Raw genomic sequence first — 17,215 nt, 5'->3', positions numbered from 1 at the left:
GACGAAAAAAAGGGCGGATCGCTCCGCCCTCTGCTTTTCTGAAGGTCGGACCGATCAGTTTTGCGCCATCAGCTCGTCGAAACTGACCGCCTTCTCGGTGATCTGGGCCTTGGACAGCACGAACTCGGTCACGTTGTTTTCGATCACGATGGCCTCAACTTCGGCCATGCGGCGGTTGTCGCCCTGGTACCAGCGCACGACGTCCGCAGGCTTCTCGTACGAAGCCGCCAGCTCTTCAATGTGGGCCTTGATCTGCTCGGGCTTGGCGTGCAGTTCGTTGGAACGCACCAGCTCGGCCACCACCAGACCCAGGCGCACGCGGCGCTCGGCTTGCGGGCGGAACAGTTCTTCGGGGATCGGGGCTTTCTCGGCGTCCTTCACACCGCGCTGCTTGAGGTCGGCGCGGGCGCCTTCCACCAGACGGTCGAGTTCGGACTGCACCACCGACTTCGGCAGGTCCAGTTCGGACGTGGCGATGAGCGCGTCCATCACGGACTGCTTGTTGCGGGACTGCAGGCGGAACTTGACTTCGCGCTCCAGATTTTTCTTGATGTCGGCACGCAGGCCTTCCACGGTGCCGTCGGCAATACCGAGCGACTTGGCCAGTGCTTCGTCGACTTCTGGCAGGTGAGCGGCTTCGAGCTTGTTGACCGTGACCAAGAAGTCGGCGGTTTTGCCAGCCACGTCCTTGCCGTGGTAATCCGCGGGGAATGCCAGCGGGAAGGTCTTGCTCTCGCCCTGCTTCATGCCGCGCACGGCGTCTTCAAACTCCTTGAGCATCTGACCGTCGCCCACGATGAACTGGAAGGCCTCGGCCTTGCCGCCTTCGAACGGCTCGCCGTCGATCTTGCCGGCGAAATCGATGGTGGCGCGGTCGCCGTCCTGGGCGGCCTGGTCTTGTGCGCGCTGCGCGAAGGTGCGGCGCTGCTTGCGCAGGATGTCCAGCGTGCGGCCAATGGCAGCGTCGTCGACCTCAGCAGAAACCTTGTCCACCGACGCAGTGCTCAGGTCACCGATCTTGACTTCGGGGTAGACCTCGAACACGGCGTCGAAGGTCAGTTCGCCTTCGGGCGCGCCTTCCTTTTCGGTGATCTTGGGCTGACCGGCCACGCGCAGTTGTGCCTCGTTCGCGGCGGTGGCGAAAGCTTCGCCAACCTTGTCGTTCATCACTTCGTAGTGCACCGAATAACCGTAGCGCTGGGCGACCACGTTCATGGGCACCTTGCCGGGACGGAAGCCGTCCATCTTCACATCGCGCGCCAGGCGCTTGAGGCGGTTTGCCACCTCGTTCTGGATCACATTGGCCGGGAGCGACAGCGTGATCTTGCGCTCGAGCTTTTCCAGGGTTTCAACGGTCACGGTCATGGTTCTCTCCAAAAGGGTGATGCCCAAAAATTGCGGTTCGGCCAGCCTGCCTGGACGAACCGGGGGATGCATGTGTCTGTGGTGGTGCGCGGGGGGGGACTCGAACCCCCACACCATTGCTGGCGTCAGGACCTAAACCTGGTGCGTCTACCAATTTCGCCACCCGCGCGCCTGGTTGGGGTTCCGGCACGACACAGATGGGGATCTGCGCCAAGCCCTGCCCCCTTCACGGCAACCCTCGATTGTAGCGGTTGCCCGAAGTCCAGCGGTTCAGGCGCCGAGCCGGTGGCGCAGCAGCCGCACCGCACTGCCCGGGGTGGTGAGCACCGGCAGGCCCACGCCCCGGTGAACCGCCATTTGTGCGCGGGCCATGCTGAACTGCGCCAGCGCGATCACGTCGCAACCCTGGCTGGCCAGCCACTGCGCAGCCTCGATGACCAAGGTGTCGTGCCGTTCGGTGTCGCCTTGGTTGAGCGCCTCGAGCGCACCGTCGGCCAGCCGGGTCAGCAACTCGGTGCCGGGTGGAAACTCCGGCGGCATGGATTCGAGCGTGGGGCCAAACGATGCGATCAGGCCCACACGTCCGCCATGCGCGACGGCGTCGGCCACCATGGCTTCATTGGGCTTGAGGACGGGCATGTGGTGCCGGCGCGCTGCCACGGCCTCAATGCAGGGTCCGAACGCCGAGCAGGTGAAAAGGATGGCGTTCGCCCCCGAACGTTCGGCATAGGCCGTCAGGTCCTCGAACCGCTGGTGCATGGTGGCGTCCAACCCGGCGCCGTTGCGCGCCAGATCGGCGGACAGGCTGTCGTCGAGCAGGTTCATGCGCACCGCCTCGGGCCAGCGGCGCTCCAGCTCCTCGTTGATGGGTGCCACCGAGTGAGCCAGGGCGTGGATGAGGGCGATTCGCATGATGGGACCTTGGCATGGGTTGGATGTTCGAGCGCATTGTTGACCAGCCGGCTTGTTGTCCGCCAGAGCGGGTCATCCGTTTCACAAAACCAAGGCGCCACACCAGGCTCGCGAACCCACGGCGTTGCGCTCAGGCGGTCCCGGGTTCCCGTTTCACCCGGAACCAGGCCGCGTACATCGCCGGCAGTGCCAGCAAGGTCAACACCGTGGCAACGACCAGCCCACCCATGATGGCCACCGCCATCGGCCCCCAGAACACACTGCGCGACAGCGGAATCATCGCCAGCACTGCCGCAGCGGCGGTCAGCACGATGGGCCGCATGCGGCGCACCGCCGACTCCACCACCGAGTCCCATGCCGGCACCCCGCGAGCGCGGTCCTGCTCGATCTGATCGATGAGGATCACCGAGTTGCGTTGGATCATGCCCATGAGCGCGATCACGCCGAGCAGGGCCACGAAGCCGAACGGACGGTTCAGCAGCAACAAGGCGGCGGCCACGCCAGCCAGTCCCAGCGGGCCGGTCAAAAACACCAACATGGAGCGGCTGAAGCTCTGCAGCTGCAACATCAGCAGGGTGAACACGATGAACAGCATGAGCGGGATGCCCGCGGCAATCGACGACGAACCCTTGCTGCTCTCTGCCACGGCGCCCGCGACCTCGATGCGGTAGTCCGAGAGACCGCGGGCCGCCCAGCGATCGCTGATGCTTTTGAGCACGGGCTGCAGTTCGGCGGTCACCGTCGCACCCTGCAAACCTTCCGCCACATCCCCTTGCACGGTGATGGCGTAGTCGCGGTTTTCGCGCCACAGCACGCCGGCCTCCCAACCAAAGACCGGCTTCGCAATCTGAAGCAGCGGAATGCTTTGCCCGCTGCTCGTGGGCAGGTTCGCGTTGGCCAGATCGGTGATGGCACTGCGTTCATCCAGGGGTTGGCGCAACACGATGTCGATGAGTTTGTCACCGTCGCGGTACTGACCCACCGTGCTGCCGCTGAGCAAGGTGCGCGCGGCTTGCGCAATCGACTGACTGGACACGCCCAGCGCACGCGCCTTGGCCTGGTCGATTTCCAGCCGCAGCCGCTTGACCGACTCGTTCCAGTTGTCATTCACGCCGCGCATGTTGCTGTTGCCCCGCATGGCCACCTTGACTTCGTCGGCCAACGCGCGCAACTGTGCGGGGTCGGTGCCGACCACCCGGAACTGCACCGGATACGGCACGGGTGGCCCGTTGGGCAGCAGCTTCACGCGACCGCGCAGCTCGGGGAACTCGGCGGCCAGCAAAGCGGGCAGCGCCTTGCGCAGACGCTCGCGGGTCTTGAGGTCTTGCGGCAACACGATGAGTTGCGACACGTTGGTCTGCGGAAAGATCTGGTCCAGCGGCAAATAGAAGCGCGGCACACCCGAACCGACCCAGGTGCTGACGCTTTTGACGCCCTCTTCGGCCGTCATGCGCAACTCCAGGCGCTTGGTGACCTCGTCCATGGCCCGGATGCTGCTGCCCTCCGGCAGCCACACGTCCACCAGGATTTCGGGCCGGCTTGAGTCCGGGAAAAACTGTTGCTGCACCTGGCCCATGCCGACGATGCCCAACACGAAGGTGAGCACGGTCGCGCCGATGGTGATCCAGCGGTACTGCACGCACCAATCGACCACGGCACGAAACCGCACGTAGAACGGACCGTCGAAGACCTCATGCACCTCGCCCACATGCGGCTTCACCTTCAGCAGGCGCACGCCGAGATAGGGCACGAAGAACACCGCCACGATCCACGACAACAGCAATGCGATCACGGTCACTGCAAAGATCGCAAAGGTGTATTCACCGGTGCTGGAATTCGCCAGGCCGATGGGCAGGAACCCGGCTGCGGTGATCAGCGTGCCGGTGAGCATGGGCATGGCCGTTGCCTCCCAGGTGAAAGTGGCCGCACGAACCATGCTGTAGCCCTCTTCAAGCTTGCGCACCATCATCTCCACCGCAATGATCGCATCGTCCACCAGCAGCCCCAGCGCAATGATCAGGGAGCCCAGCGAGATCTTGTGAAGGCCGATCTTGAAGTAGTTCATGGCCAGGAAAGTCATGGCCAACACGAGCGGAATGGTGATGAACACCACCAATCCGGGGCGCATGTCGAGTGTGTAGCCGCGCAGGCCCTTGCTGCCGGTGCGCTTGTGCAGACCCAGCGCCAGAAAGCTCACCGCCAGCACGATCACCACCGCTTCGATCAGGACGGTGACGAACTCGTTCACGCTTTTGGTCACCGCACTGGGCTGGTCCTGCACCTGTGCGAGCACCATGCCCGCGGGCAACGTGGCCTCGATGCCCGCCACCGTGGTCTTGAGCGCTTTGCCCAGGGCAATGATGTCGCCGCCCTTGGCCATGGAAATGCCCAAGCCGATGCTGTCCTTGCCGTTGTGGCGCACCAGCACTTGCGGCGGGTCCACGTAGCCCAGGCGGATGCTGGCGATGTCACCCAGGCGGATCTGCGTGCCATTGGCGGCACGGATCGGCATCGCGCCGAGCTGCTCCACCGAAGTGAACGCACCGGCCACACGCACCTGCACCACATCCTGAGGCGACTGCACCGCTCCCGCCGCGACCACGGCATTCTGCTGTCCGAGCGCGTCGAACACCTGCTGCAGGTTCAAGCCCAGCACCGCCAAACGCTTCTGCGAGATCTCAACGAACAGCTTCTCGTCCTGCACGCCGAAGAGCTCCACCTTGCTCACGTCGGGCACGCGCAGCAGCTGCTGGCGCACGTTGTCGGCCACCTGTTTTTTGTCGGCGTACGAGAAACCGTCGCCCTGCAGGGCGTAGATCACGCCGAAAACATCACCGAACTCGTCGTTGAAAAAAGGCCCCACCACGCCTTGAGGCAGCGTGGCCTGCATGTCACCGATCTTCTTGCGGGCCGTGTACCAGATCTGCGGCACCTCCTTGGGCGGCGATGAGTCTTTCAGCTGAAAGATCACCAGCGTCTCGCCGGGTTTGGAGTAGCTGCGGATCTTGTCCGCGTAGGGCACTTCCTGCAGCGTTTTCTCAATGCGGTCGGCCACCTGCTCGGCCACTTGTTCGGCGGTGGCGCCGGGCCAGTAAGCCCGCACGACCATGGCCCGAAAGGTGAACGGCGGGTCTTCGTCCTGGCCGAGCTGAAAATAGGCCGCGACGCCCAGCAGCATCAGCACGATCATCAGGTAGCGCGTGAACGCCTGGTGGTCGAGCGCCCATTGCGAGAGGTTGAAACGCGAGACCCACGAGGCGGCCTGGTCGGCAGAGGAATAGTCGGACGAGCTCATGCAGTCCTCACTTCGTGGCCGCGGCGACAAACCGCGTGACCTTCTGCCCTGGTGACAGCACATGCACGCCCGCGGCCACCACCTCATCGCCCGGCTTGAGGCCCGAGGCAATCACGATATCGTTGCCGTCGGCGCCAGCCACCACCACCTCGCGCGGCTGCACCGTGCCGCTGGCGGGGTCAAACACCCACACCGCGCTGCCGCTGCGATCGCCGGCTTCCGAACGCATGAGCGCCGAGGTCGGCAGCTTGATGGCGGCGGTGGGCGTGTCGGCCGACCGCATCAGCAGCACGTAAGCGGTGGCACCGAGTGGCACCGCGGCACCCTCGGGCAAGGCCAGCTTGACCTGGTAGGTGCGGGTCGCAGGGTCGGCACTTGCCGCCATTTCGCGCACCACGGCATCCCAGGGTGTCACGGCACCGGCTGGTGTGCCGGACGAGCCAGCCCACAGGCGCACCTGCGCTGCCTGACCGACACGCAAGCGTGCCACTTCGTCTTCGGGCACGGCAAACACCACGTCGCGCGCACCGTCGCGCGCCACACGCACCACCGGCGCACCGGCGGCCACGACCTGTCCCACTTCCGCATCGACCGCCAGCACCACGCCGTCGCCATCGGCCCGCAAACTGGCGTAGCCGGCCTGGTTGCCTTGCACGGCACCTTGGGCGCGTGCCTGACGCAGCAACGCGTCGGCCGATTGCAGCGTCGCCTGACGCCGTTCGATCTCGGCGCCGCTCACGAAACCTTGCGCCAGCAGTTCCTGAAAACGTTGGAGGTCGGCCGCCGCCAGATCGCGCTGGGTTTGTGCCGACGCCACCTGGGCCTGCGCGGCCTGGCTGGAGAGTGCCAGGTCCTGCGCGTCGAGCTGGGCCAGCAACTGACCCGCCTTCACCCGCTGCCCGACTTCGGCCGGGCGTTGCACCAGCTTGCCCCCGACCCGGAAGCCCAGCCGCGACTCGGTCCGTGCCCGCACCTCACCGGCGTACTCGGTCTGCGAGCCCAGGGTGCTGGCGCCCACGGTCATCAACTTGACCGAGCGGATCGGCTCCACCGGCGCGGGTTTGGGAGAGCAGGCTGCCAGCACAAGCGTGGCGGTCAGGGCGAATGCAACAGGCAGCGTTTTCATGGCGGGCTTGGCGGGTGAGAATGGGACGGGTGCACGGCGTTTGTCGACACCGCGAATCCCCGTATATTACTGACTGACCGGTTAGTAATCAAAATTTTCGTTCACGCGCACCTCGGTTTCATGGCCCCCTCCAACACCACCACCACCCGCCCGCTGGACCATGCGACCGGCACGTTCGGGGGCGGCGTTGACCATTACGAAAACTTCCCCGTGGCCTCCTGGCTGTGCCCACCCCGGCTTCGGCCGGCCGTAGTGGCCATCTACCGTTTTGCCCGCACCGCCGACGACATCGCAGACGAGGGATCGGCCGGTGCATTGGAGCGGCTGGCCGATCTGGCCGCCTTCCGCAGCGAACTGGCGCGCTGCATCGCCAGGGCATCGGGTGAGGGGACCGCGCCCGTACCCGAACGCTGGCCCGGCGTGTTCGGTCCGCTCGGTCTGGCCGTGGCGCGCCACACACTGCCGGGCCAGCTGCTGCACGATCTGCTGAGCGCCTTCGAGCAGGATGTGCGGTACACCGAGCAACAGCACCGCTATGCCAGCACCGAGGAGCTGTTGGGCTACTGCCGGCTCTCGGCCAACCCGGTGGGACGCCTGCTGCTGCACCTGTACCACGTGCAAGACGCCCGCTCCTTGCAGCAAAGCGACCAGATCTGCAGCGCCTTGCAGCTCATCAACTTCTGGCAGGACATCAGCCGCGACCTGCCCAACGGCCGCTGCTATCTGCCGGCCGACACCCTGCGGCGGCATGGTCTGCAAGTCGCTGATTTCGAGAACGCCGAGTTGCAGACAACACCCGCCCGCCAGGCCGTCGTGGCGGAGTTGTGTGCCTACGCACGAGGTCTCATGCAACTGGGCGCTCCGCTGGCGCGGCGGATACCGGGTCGCGCGGGCTGGGAGCTGCGCCTGGTTGTTCAAGGCGGCTTGCGCATCCTGGACGCCATCGCCGACAACGACCACCGCAGCTGGCAGACACGGGTCACGCTGCAGCGCGCCGACATGCCTCGACTGGTGTGGCGCGCGCTCTGGATGTGACGCCGCGCTCACCGCAAGGCGCGCAGGTGACACGCACCCACGGGAAGTCGCTGAAAAGCCACTGAATCCGACGCCCTCCGTAGAAGCTCCGGGGTGGCACACACGGGCCGTGTGCCATACTGATTTTCTATGGCACAGGCATTCCCTTTCTCCGCGATAGTTGGTCAAGACGAGATGAAAACGGCGATCCTGATCGCCGCCATCGATTCCTCCATCGGCGGTGTTCTGGTCCTCGGTGACCGGGGCACCGGCAAGTCCACCGCGGTGCGGGCGCTGGCCGCCCTGCTGCCGAAAATGCGGGCGGTCAACGGCTGCCGCTACAGCTGCGATCCGGCCGACCCCGCCAGCCGCTGCGCCGATTGCGCCACCCTGCGCGCACCCGACCAGCCACCGCCCAAGACCCACCTCATTCCCGTCCCCGTGGTCGACCTGCCACTGGGCGCCACCGAGGACCGCGTGGTCGGCGCGCTCGACCTCGAACGCGCGCTGTCTCAAGGCGTGAAGGCGTTTGAGCCCGGCCTGCTGGCCCAGGCCAACCGCGGTTTTCTCTACATCGACGAAGTCAACCTGCTCGAAGACCACCTGGTCGACCTGCTGATCGACGTCGCGGCCTCGGGCGAGAACGTGGTGGAGCGCGAAGGCCTCTCCGTGCGCCACCCTGCGCGGTTTGTGCTGGTGGGCAGCGGCAACCCCGAAGAAGGTGAACTGCGCCCGCAGCTGCTGGACCGATTCGGTTTGTCGGTGGAGGTGAAGACGCCCGAGCTGCTGCAGGAGCGCGTGGAAGTGGTGCGCCGACGCGATGCCTTCGAGCAGGACCGCGAGGCTTTCATCGCGCACTGGCACAAGGAAGACGAACGCATCCGGCGCAAGATCGTTGCCGCGCGCAAGCGCCTGCACGAAGTTGACATCAGCGACGCCGCGCGCCAGCGCGCCGCTGCCCTGTGCATGGCCCTCGGCACCGACGGCCTGCGCGGCGACCTCACGCTGATCCGCGCCGCGCGGGCCATGGCCGCGCTGCAAGGTGACGCTGCCGTGACCGACGCGCACTTCAAGCGCGTGGCCGGTCCCGCCCTGCGCCACCGCCTGCGCCGCAACCCGCTGGACAACGCCGGTTCCACGGCCCGGGTCGACCGTGCGGTCGCCGAGCTGATGGGCGCCTGAGCGCGGGTCTCGGGCTCACCACCGATGCTCGACGCCTTCTCTTCGCCGGTTCCCAGCGCCGACGCCGCCTTGGTGGCCGCCCTGCTGGCGGTGGACCCCGACGGCCTGGGCGGTGTCGCACTGCGCGCACCTGCCGGCCCCTTGCGCGACGCCTGGCTGACCCTGCTGCGCGACGGCCTGCCCGCCAGCACCCCGATGCACCGCGTGCCCCTGCACGCCACCGACTCGGCCCTGCTCGGCGGGCTGGATCTGGCCGCCACCCTGCATGCCGGGCGCCCGGTGGCCCAGCAGGGTTTGCTCGCGCGGTGTGACGGCGGCGTGCTGCTGCTGGCCATGGCCGAGCGCGTGAGCGCCGGCGTGGCCTCGCAACTCGCGGCCGTGCTCGACACCCAGGTGGTGGCGCTCGAGCGCGACGGCCTGACCCAACGCCGCCCTGCCCGCGTGGCGCTGGTCGCACTGGACGAAGGCGATGGTGACGAAGAACAGATGCCCGCCACGCTGCTCGACCGCGTGGCCTTTCACCTGCCGCTGCAAGCCGCCGATTCCGAGGACAACGCGCCGGTGGACTGGACACGCACCGAGATCGCCGAGGCGCGCGCGCGGCTCGCGCAGGTGGTCGTGCCCGAGAGCGTGGTGCAGGCGCTGTGTGCGGCCTCGCTGGTGTGGGGCGTGAATTCCATGCGCGCGCCGTTGCTGGCGGTGCGTGTCGCTCGCGCCGCGGCGGCCTTGTCGGGCATGGACGAGGCCGAGGAGGTGCACGCCTCGCTGGCCGCGCGGCTGGTGCTCGCGCCGCGCGCCACGCGCATGCCTGCGCCGCCGGCGGAAGAAGCCGACGACACGCCACCGCCACCGACGGACACGCAAGCGCCCGCTCCCGACGAAGACGACACGCAGGACGCGCCTGCGCCCGAGACGCCGCAGGACGAAACCAGCAACGCCGACGAAGAAGAGGCCCCCGGCGCACTGGACGACCGCATGGTTGAGGCGGTGCGCGCGGCCATTCCGCCCGGCCTGCTGGCCGCGCTGCAAATGGGCCAGGCCCGGCAGGCGCGCGCGGCAGCCGCCGGCCGCTCGGGCGAGCTCATGAAAAACCAGAACCGCGGCCGTCCCGTGGGCACACGCCGCGCCGAACCCCGCTCGGGTGCACGGCTGCACATCCTGGAAACCCTGCGTGCGGCTGCGCCCTGGCAGCGCCTGCGCCAACAAAAGGCATATGGTCCAAAACGCATCCAGGTGCGGCGCGAAGACTTTCACGTGGTGCGGTTTCGCCAGCGCCGTCCCACCACCACGCTGTTCGTGGTGGACGCCTCGGGTTCGGCCGCGTTGCACCGCCTGGCCGAGGCCAAGGGCGCGGTGGAACTGCTGCTGGCCGAGTGCTACGTGCGGCGCGACAAGGTGGCGGTGCTGGCGTTTCGCGGCGATGGCTGCGAGCTGCTGCTGCCGCCCACGCGCTCGCTGGCGCGCGCCAAGCGCAGCCTCGCCGCCCTGCCCGGCGGTGGCGGCACGCCGCTGGCCGCCGGCATTGAAGCGGCGCGCGAACTGGCCCAGCAGATCGGGCGCGCGGGCGAGACACCGGTGGTGGTGATGCTCACCGACGGGCGCGCCAACGTGGCGCGCGACGGCCGCCACGGCCGGGTCCAGGCCACCGACGACGCGCTGCAAGCCGCCGACGCGTTCCGCCTCGCCGGCTTCGCGGCCCTGCTGATCGACACCTCGGCGCAGCCGGGCGAGGCCTCGCGCCAGATGGCCGAACGCATGGGTGCCACCTGCGTGCCGTTGCCGCACGCGGGCGCCACCGGCCTGTCGCAAGCGGTGCGGCTGGCGAGCGTGCCCGGCGCACGCTGACCACCGCCCCATGACACGAGGCCTCGACTGGCAACGCGACGGCCCGCAGTGGCCGCACCACGAGCGCAGCAGCTTCGTGTGGGCCGCTGGTCTTCAGTGGCATGTGCAGCGCTTCGCCGGTCCGGAGCAGGCGCCTTGTCTGGTGCTGCTGCACGGCACCGGCGCCTCCACGCATTCGTGGCGCGACCTGGCACCGCTGCTCGCGCAGCGCTTCGAGGTGGTGGCCATGGACCTGCCCGGCCACGCCTTCACCGGCATGCCGCCCGGTGGCGTGGGTTCACCGCAGCTCTCGTTGCCCGGCATGGCGCGCGCGGTGCAGGGTCTGCTGCAGACGCTGGCCGTCCAACCGGCGATGCTGGTGGGCCACTCGGCCGGTGCGGCCGTGGCGGTGCGCATGTGTCTGGATGGACTGGCCACTCCGCGCTCGGTGCTGGGGCTCAACGCCGCGCTCATGCCGCTGGGCGGTCTGGCCGGCCAGCTGTTTTCGCCCGTGGCCAAACTCATGGCCTCGGCCCCGTTTGTGCCGCGCCTGTTCGCCTGGCACGCCAAAGAACCAGCGGTGCTGCAGCGCCTGCTCGACAGCACCGGATCCACGCTCGATTCCGCCGGCACCGCGCTCTACCAACGGTTGGTGCGCAGCCCCGACCACGCCGCCGGCGCGCTGGGCATGATGGCCAACTGGGACCTCGATACGCTCTGGCGCGACCTGCCCGCGCTGGCCGTGCCGCTGGACCTCGTGGTGGGTGAGCGCGACCGCACGGTGCCGCCCGAACAGGCCACACGCGCCATGGCCCGGCTCTCGCCCGCGCTGAACGCGCAGTACCTCCAGCTCGATGGCCTGGGGCACCTCGCACACGAGGAGCAGCCCCGCACCGTGGCGCGGCTGGTCTTCAACCGCTTCGACGCGCGGGCCTGAAGGCAGGGCTCAGGGAACGACGTTCTCGATCCGGATCTGCAGCTGCGCGCTGTTGCTCGCCACCGGGCCACTGCTGCCCTGCAGGTCGCCGCTCTGCGGCATGGCCTGCCCGGTGCGGCTGATGCGCGCTTCCACCACCACCTGTTCGTGCATCGACAGGCGAAGTTCCGGCGCCATGGCCTGGCTGTCGTCGAGCACAAAAGGCACCGGCCCTGCGGTCGCCGCAACCTTCAGCACCGCCAGCGGCATGCGCGGACCTTGCACCGGGCGCGCAAACACGAACAAGGTGTCGCCCGATGCCAGCTGGCCTTGCAGCTCGGGCGCGATGGTGATCTGCCCCCGCAAGCCGGGGTGGGAGTTGGTGGCCGGCGGTGGATCGGCGGGTGCCGTGGCCACGCGCGCGGCGCCACCGGGTTGTGACGCGATGCCGGCGCGCGCTGCCTCCAGGCTGCTCTGCAGGCCTTGGTCGAACGGGCTGCCCGGGGCGGCGCGTTCGCGGGCGCGTTGCCAGAACGCCTGGGCCGCCACGAAGTCCTGCCGACCGTAAGCCGCGCTGCCGGCCAGGGCGAGCGCCTTGGGGTGACCGGGGTCGATGGCCAACGCGCGGTTGACCAGGCGCATGGGTTCACCGCTGGCGCTCTGCCCTTGCAGCAGCGACAGGAGATCGGCCCGATCGGCCAGCAGGTCGGGGTTGTCGGGCGTGAGTTCGATGGCGCGCTGGTAGGCCTGGTCGGCGTCGGCAAATCGTTGGCGGCTGGCGTGGGCGCGCGCCAGCATGGCCCAGGCGGGTGCGTCGGCCGTCTGACCCGGTGGGCGGCTCTGGAGTTGTTGGGCCATCTGGCGGACCATGGTGTCGACGTCGCCATCGGACGCGTCCGCCTGCTGGGCCATCTCGGCCTCGAAGCGCACCGCGTCGGGCTCACCCAGCCAGACGTACAGACCGATGGCCAGCGCGGGCACGGCCAGCAGCAAGCCGGTGGCGGTGGCGTTGCGGTGGGTGGCGCGAACGCGCTGGTCCAGCGGTGCCGACTCGTCGATCACGCGGCGGGCCAGCTCGGCACGCGCCTGCTCCAGCTCCGCGGGTGTGAGCTGGCCTTCAGAAAAATCCGCATCGAGCTGCGCACGCTGTGCGCGCAACAGCGCGAGGTTGGCTTGCTGCGGCATGGCGGGCACGGCGCCCGATCGCGTGCGCCAGAGCACCGACAACAAGGGCCACAAAGCCAGCGCAAGCAGCGCCAGGGCGAGGGCATAGAACACGGTCATGGCGCGCCTCCGGCATCGTCGAGCAAGCGCTGGGCGCGCTGCAGTTCTGCCGGGGTCAGCGGCGCGGGCTCGGCCTGCGGATCGCGCCGGCGGATGTTCATCACCAACACGATGGCGCCCAGCAACAGCAGCACAAACGGCCCACCCCACAGTAGCAAGGTGCTGAGTTGCAGCGGCGGGCGGTAGAGCACGAAGTCACCGTAACGCTGCGACATGAATTCGAGGATCTGCGCCTGTGTGCGGCCTTCTGTGAGCTGCTCGCGGATCTGCTGGCGCAGGTCTTTGGCCAGATCGGCCTGCGAGGCGGCGATGGTTTCGTTCTGGCACACCAGGCAGCGCAGCTCTTCGGCGATCTTGAGCACACGCGCTTCCAGCGCCGGGTCGGCCGACAAAGGCGCGGCCTTCGAATCCGCAGGAACCTGCGCGGCCACGCCGCCCGGCCCCAGGGCCCAGCACAGCATCATGGTCAGCAGCACAACACGCATGGGCTCAGGTACCGAGTTGGTTCATCAGCGGCAGCAGCTTCTGGCGCACCACCTCGGGCGTGACCGGCCCGGTGAATTTGAGGCGGATCACACCCTGTTTGTCGATCACATACGTCTCGGGCACACCATAGACACCGAAGTCCAGACCGACGCGGCCGTCAGCGTCGAACAGCGTGGTCTGGTAGGGGTTGCCGTGTTTGCCCAACCAACTCAGCGCCAGGTGGCGCTGGTCCTTGTAGTTCAGGCCGATCAGGGGCACGGCGCTGGTTTTGGCCAGGTCCATCAGCACCGGGTGTTCCTGCTGGCAGGCCACGCACCACGAGGCCCACACGTTGAGCAGCCACACCTGGCCGCGCAGGTCGTCGGGCGCCACCAGCGTGTCGGGCGCGGCGAGCGTGGGCAGGCGAAAAGCGGGTACCGGTTTGTCGATCAGGGGCGAAGGCACGTCGCGCGGGTTGAGCTGCAGGCCCATGCCCAGAAAACCCAGCATCACCACGAAGATGGCCAGCGGCCACAGGTAACGCTTCATGGGCGCGCGCTCCGTGCCGTCATCACCGGGCGCACCGGGCGCACCGTGCCCACGTTGCCAGCGGACGGCGCCGCGGGCGCCACCGACGCCGCCTTGCGCACGCGGTAGCGCCGGTCCATCACGGCCATGAGTCCGCCCAGCGCCATCAGCAGACAACCGCCCCAGATCCAGTTGACCATGGGCTTGTGGTGCAGGCGCACGCTCCAGGCGGTTTCGCTCACCGGCTCGCCCAGCGCGACGTACACGTCGCGCATCACGCCGCGGTCGATGGCCACCTCGGTCATGGCCGTGCGGCTCACCGTGTAGATACGCCGTTCGGGGTGCAACATCGCCACCAGTTCGCCATCGCGGCTGACGGTGAGCGTGGCGCGGGCCGAGGTGTAGTTGGGTCCCTGCACCAGGTCCATGCTGTCCAGCCGGATGCTGTGGCCGCCCACGTCGGCGGTCTGGCCCACCTCCATGCGCACGTCGTTCTCGGTCTGGAAACTGCTGACCACCGTGACCCCGGCGATGAACACCGCCACGCCGAAGTGCGCCAGCAACATGCCGAAATAGCTGCCCGGCTGCGCCCGAAACGCGACCCAGGCCGAAGCAGGATGGGCGCGCAAACGTTGCACCAGGTTCAGCACCGCCGTGCTGGCCACCCACACCGCCAGCAGCAGACCCAGGCCGGTGAGCGGGGTCCAGCGCTGCAGCACCAGCGGCGCGATCACCGCGCTGGCCACGCTCACACCGGCGGCCCAGCGCAGCTGGTGCGCGAGATCGCCCAGCGAGGCCTGCCGCCAGCGCGCCAGCGGCCCCACGCCCATGAGGAACAGGGCCGGTGCAATGAGCGGCACGAACACCGCGTTGAAGTACGGCGGGCCGACCGAGAGCTTGCCCATGCCGAGCGCGTCGATGAGCAAGGGGTAGAGCGTGCCCAGCAGCACCGCGGCCGCGGCCACCACCAGCAGCACGTTGTTGGCCAGCAGCAGGCTTTCGCGCGAGAGCATCTCGAACGCGCCGCCACCGCCCACCTTGGGGCCGCGCCAGGCAAACAGCGTGAGCGAGCCGCCCACCACGATGGTGAAGAACACCAGGATGAACAAGCCGCGCGCCGGGTCGGTGGCAAACGCGTGCACCGAGCTGAGCACGCCCGAGCGCACGAGGAAGGCGCCCAGCAGCGAGAGCGAAAACGCCAGGATGGCCAACAGCGCGGTCCACAGCTTGAAGCCGCCGCGCTTCTCGGTGACCGAGAGCGAGTGGATCAGCGCCGTGCCCACCAGCCAGGGCATGAAGGACGCGTTTTCCACCGGGTCCCAGAACCACCAGCCGCCCCAGCCGAGTTCGTAGTAGGCCCAGAAGCTGCCCAGGGCAATGCCCACCGTTAGAAAGCACCAGGCCATGGTGGTCCAGGGGCGTGACCAATGCGCCCAGGCCGCGTCCACCCGACCCGCCAAGAGCGCGGATACGGCAAACGCGAAGGCCACCACAAACCCCACGTAACCCATGTAAAGCATCGGCGGGTGGATGGCCATGCCCAGGTCTTGCAGCAGGGGGTTGAGGTCGCGCCCGTCCAGCGGCACCGGGTACAAGCGCTCGAACGGGTTCGAGGTGAGCAGCGTGAATAACAGGAAGCCCACACTGATGAGACCCATGATGCCGAGCACGCGGGCGCGCATGGGCTCGTCCAGCTGGTCGGAGAACACGGCCACGGCCAGCGTCCAGCCCGCCAGGATCAGGCTCCACAACAAAATGGAGCCTTCGTGGTTGCCCCAGACGGCGGTGATGCGGTAGATCAGCGGTGAGCTGGTGTGCGAGTTTTCTGCGGCCAGCAGCACCGAGAAGTCGCTCGTGACGAAGGCGTGCATAAGGCAGCCGAACGACACCGCCAACAGCACAAACTGCGCAAAAGCCGCTGGCCGGGCGAGCGCCATCCAGTGGCGGCGACCTTGGTGCGCACCCAACAAAGGAAACACGCTTTGAACCAACGCCATCACCAGAGCGAGCACAGCAGCGAAATGACCGAGTTCGGGAATCATGGTTGGGCTCCTGCTGGCATCACCAGCGTCGTCTGACCGGGCATGGCTTTCGCGTCGCGCGCCTTGTTCAGGGCTTCGGCCGCTTCGGGTGCCATGTAGTTTTCGTCGTGCTTGGCCAGCACCTGCTCGGCGCGAAACACACCGTCCGAGCCGAGCTTGCCCTGCGCCACCACGCCCTTGCCTTCCTGAAACAGGTCGGGCAGCAGGCCGGTGTAGGTCACGGGAATGCTTTTGGCTGTGTCGGTGACCATGAAGCGGATGGTCAGGCCCTGGGGTTCACGCACCACGCTGCCCTGCTCCACCAGCCCACCCACGCGAAACGCGCGCTCGCGCGGCGCTTCGTTGGCCATCACCTGCGTGGGGCTGAAGAAGAACACGAGGTTGCTGTTGAAGGCGTTGAGCACCAGCGCGGTGGCCGCAGCCAATGTGGCCAGGCCCACGGTAAGGGCCACCAGGCGGCGGTTGCGGGGTTTCATGCGGTTGCTCATGCGGTGTGCTCCTCGGTAGCGCGCTCATCACCCGCTTCCTGTGCCAGCAAACGTCGGCGAAACCGGATGACCATGAGCTCGGCCACCACGGTTGCAGCACACATGCCCAGCGACCCCCACACGTAAAGGCCGTAGCCGCCCATCTCCAGAAAATCGCCAAAGTTAATCCAGTTCATGCAGTCCCCAATGCCTGTCGCGCCCACACGGTGTGGCGTTCGCGCTCCAGCATGATCAGGCGCACCCGGGCCAGTGCCACGGCGATGCAGTACATCCAGCAGGCCAGCGCCATCACCAGCATGCCCATCAGCATGGGCGTGGCCATGCTGGGTGCCTTGGTGATGCTCACCGACGCGCCCTGGTGCAGCGTGTTCCACCACTGCACCGAAAAATAGATGATGGGCAGGTTGACCACGCCCACGATGGCCAGCAGGCCGGCGGCGCGGTCGGCGCGGCGCGTGTCGTCGATGGCGCTGTGCAGCGCCATGAAGCCGATGTAGAGGAACAGCAGCACGAGTTCGGAGGTGAGCCGCGCGTCCCACACCCACCAGGTGCCCCAGGTCGGTTTGCCCCAGAGCGCGCCGGTCCACAGCGCAAGAAAGGTCATGAGCGCGCCGGTGGGTGCCAGTGCGGTGGCCATCATGGATGAGAGGCGCGAGTTGAACACCAGGCCGATGGCCGCCCAGGTGGCCATGGCGAGGTAGACCACCATCGACATCCAGGCCGTGGGCACGTGCACAAAGATGATGCGGTAGGCCTCGCCCTGCTGCGCGTCGG

General features: G+C 67.8%; 15 protein-coding genes and 1 tRNA gene. 4 read left to right on the top strand and 12 right to left on the bottom strand.

Features of this window, described 5'->3' with window-relative positions; all coding sequences use genetic code 11:
* Nucleotides 1-54: 54 nt before the first annotated feature.
* The 5 genes from tig to Q1W68_RS06280 all read right to left on the bottom strand — a co-directional run bounded on the left by tig (nucleotide 55) and on the right by Q1W68_RS06280 (nucleotide 6,698).
* The gene (tig, locus tag Q1W68_RS06300) at nucleotides 55-1,365 is read right to left on the bottom strand and encodes a trigger factor (protein ID WP_300648585.1); all 1,311 of its coding nucleotides are present in this window, start codon (nucleotides 1,363-1,365) and stop codon (nucleotides 55-57) included.
* Between the two features lie 82 nt (nucleotides 1,366-1,447).
* Nucleotides 1,448-1,534 (bottom strand) — tRNA-Leu (locus tag Q1W68_RS06295).
* A 101-nt stretch (nucleotides 1,535-1,635) separates the two neighbouring features.
* On the bottom strand, nucleotides 1,636-2,280 hold the full coding sequence (locus Q1W68_RS06290; protein WP_300648607.1) for an aspartate/glutamate racemase family protein: 645 nt from the start codon (nucleotides 2,278-2,280) through the stop codon (nucleotides 1,636-1,638).
* A gap of 127 nt (nucleotides 2,281-2,407) precedes the next feature.
* Nucleotides 2,408-5,572, bottom strand: a complete 3,165-nt coding sequence (locus Q1W68_RS06285; protein WP_300648587.1) for an efflux RND transporter permease subunit — start codon at nucleotides 5,570-5,572, stop codon at nucleotides 2,408-2,410.
* A 7-nt stretch (nucleotides 5,573-5,579) separates the two neighbouring features.
* Nucleotides 5,580-6,698 (bottom strand): efflux RND transporter periplasmic adaptor subunit, encoded by a 1,119-nt coding sequence (locus tag Q1W68_RS06280; RefSeq protein ID WP_300648589.1) that lies wholly within the window; start codon nucleotides 6,696-6,698, stop codon nucleotides 5,580-5,582.
* Between the two features lie 120 nt (nucleotides 6,699-6,818).
* Here Q1W68_RS06280 and hpnC point away from each other — a divergent pair, with 120 nt between their 5' ends.
* The 4 genes from hpnC to bchO all read left to right on the top strand — a co-directional run bounded on the left by hpnC (nucleotide 6,819) and on the right by bchO (nucleotide 11,655).
* A complete protein-coding gene (gene hpnC, locus Q1W68_RS06275) occupies nucleotides 6,819-7,733 on the top strand; it encodes a squalene synthase HpnC (RefSeq protein WP_300648590.1) in 915 nt (304 codons plus the stop codon).
* A gap of 129 nt (nucleotides 7,734-7,862) precedes the next feature.
* Entirely contained in the window at nucleotides 7,863-8,894 is a 1,032-nt protein-coding gene (bchI, locus tag Q1W68_RS06270) for a magnesium chelatase ATPase subunit I (RefSeq protein ID WP_300648591.1), read from the top strand.
* A 24-nt stretch (nucleotides 8,895-8,918) separates the two neighbouring features.
* The gene (locus Q1W68_RS06265; RefSeq protein ID WP_300648593.1) at nucleotides 8,919-10,739 is read left to right on the top strand and encodes a magnesium chelatase subunit D; all 1,821 of its coding nucleotides are present in this window, start codon (nucleotides 8,919-8,921) and stop codon (nucleotides 10,737-10,739) included.
* Nucleotides 10,740-10,749: 10 nt separating this feature from the next.
* Entirely contained in the window at nucleotides 10,750-11,655 is a 906-nt protein-coding gene (gene bchO, locus Q1W68_RS06260) for an alpha/beta fold hydrolase BchO (protein ID WP_300648594.1), read from the top strand.
* A 9-nt stretch (nucleotides 11,656-11,664) separates the two neighbouring features.
* Here the strand turns inward: bchO and ccmI are convergent, their stop codons facing one another.
* From ccmI to ccmC, 7 genes are all read right to left on the bottom strand, one after another.
* On the bottom strand, nucleotides 11,665-12,918 hold the full coding sequence (gene ccmI, locus Q1W68_RS06255) for a c-type cytochrome biogenesis protein CcmI (protein WP_300648596.1): 1,254 nt from the start codon (nucleotides 12,916-12,918) through the stop codon (nucleotides 11,665-11,667).
* The gene (locus tag Q1W68_RS06250; protein ID WP_300715901.1) at nucleotides 12,915-13,403 is read right to left on the bottom strand and encodes a cytochrome c-type biogenesis protein; all 489 of its coding nucleotides are present in this window, start codon (nucleotides 13,401-13,403) and stop codon (nucleotides 12,915-12,917) included. The genes ccmI and Q1W68_RS06250 overlap by 4 nt, the downstream gene beginning before the upstream one ends.
* 4 nt (nucleotides 13,404-13,407) lie before the next feature.
* A complete protein-coding gene (locus Q1W68_RS06245) occupies nucleotides 13,408-13,932 on the bottom strand; it encodes a DsbE family thiol:disulfide interchange protein (RefSeq protein ID WP_300715900.1) in 525 nt (174 codons plus the stop codon).
* Entirely contained in the window at nucleotides 13,929-15,953 is a 2,025-nt protein-coding gene (locus tag Q1W68_RS06240) for a heme lyase CcmF/NrfE family subunit (RefSeq protein WP_300715899.1), read from the bottom strand. The genes Q1W68_RS06245 and Q1W68_RS06240 overlap by 4 nt, the downstream gene beginning before the upstream one ends.
* Nucleotides 15,950-16,429: a cytochrome c maturation protein CcmE gene (ccmE, locus tag Q1W68_RS06235; protein WP_300662559.1), complete on the bottom strand. Its 480-nt coding sequence runs from the start codon at nucleotides 16,427-16,429 to the stop codon at nucleotides 15,950-15,952. The genes Q1W68_RS06240 and ccmE overlap by 4 nt, the downstream gene beginning before the upstream one ends.
* Nucleotides 16,430-16,437: 8 nt before the next feature.
* Nucleotides 16,438-16,617 carry a heme exporter protein CcmD gene (ccmD, locus tag Q1W68_RS06230; protein ID WP_300662553.1) on the bottom strand — a complete coding sequence of 60 codons (180 nt, stop codon included), beginning with the start codon at nucleotides 16,615-16,617 and terminating at the stop codon, nucleotides 16,438-16,440.
* Nucleotides 16,614-17,215: heme ABC transporter permease CcmC (ccmC, locus tag Q1W68_RS06225; protein ID WP_300715898.1), on the bottom strand; the 602-nt coding region annotated here is incomplete at its 5' end. The genes ccmD and ccmC, both read right to left, overlap by 4 nt.

Origin of the sequence: Hydrogenophaga sp. (genome assembly GCF_030158645.1) — a bacterium.
Lineage (GTDB): Bacteria > Pseudomonadota > Gammaproteobacteria > Burkholderiales > Burkholderiaceae_C > Hydrogenophaga.
The sequence above is the reverse complement of the archived record's forward strand: the minus strand, read 5'-3'. Positions and strand labels throughout refer to the sequence as shown.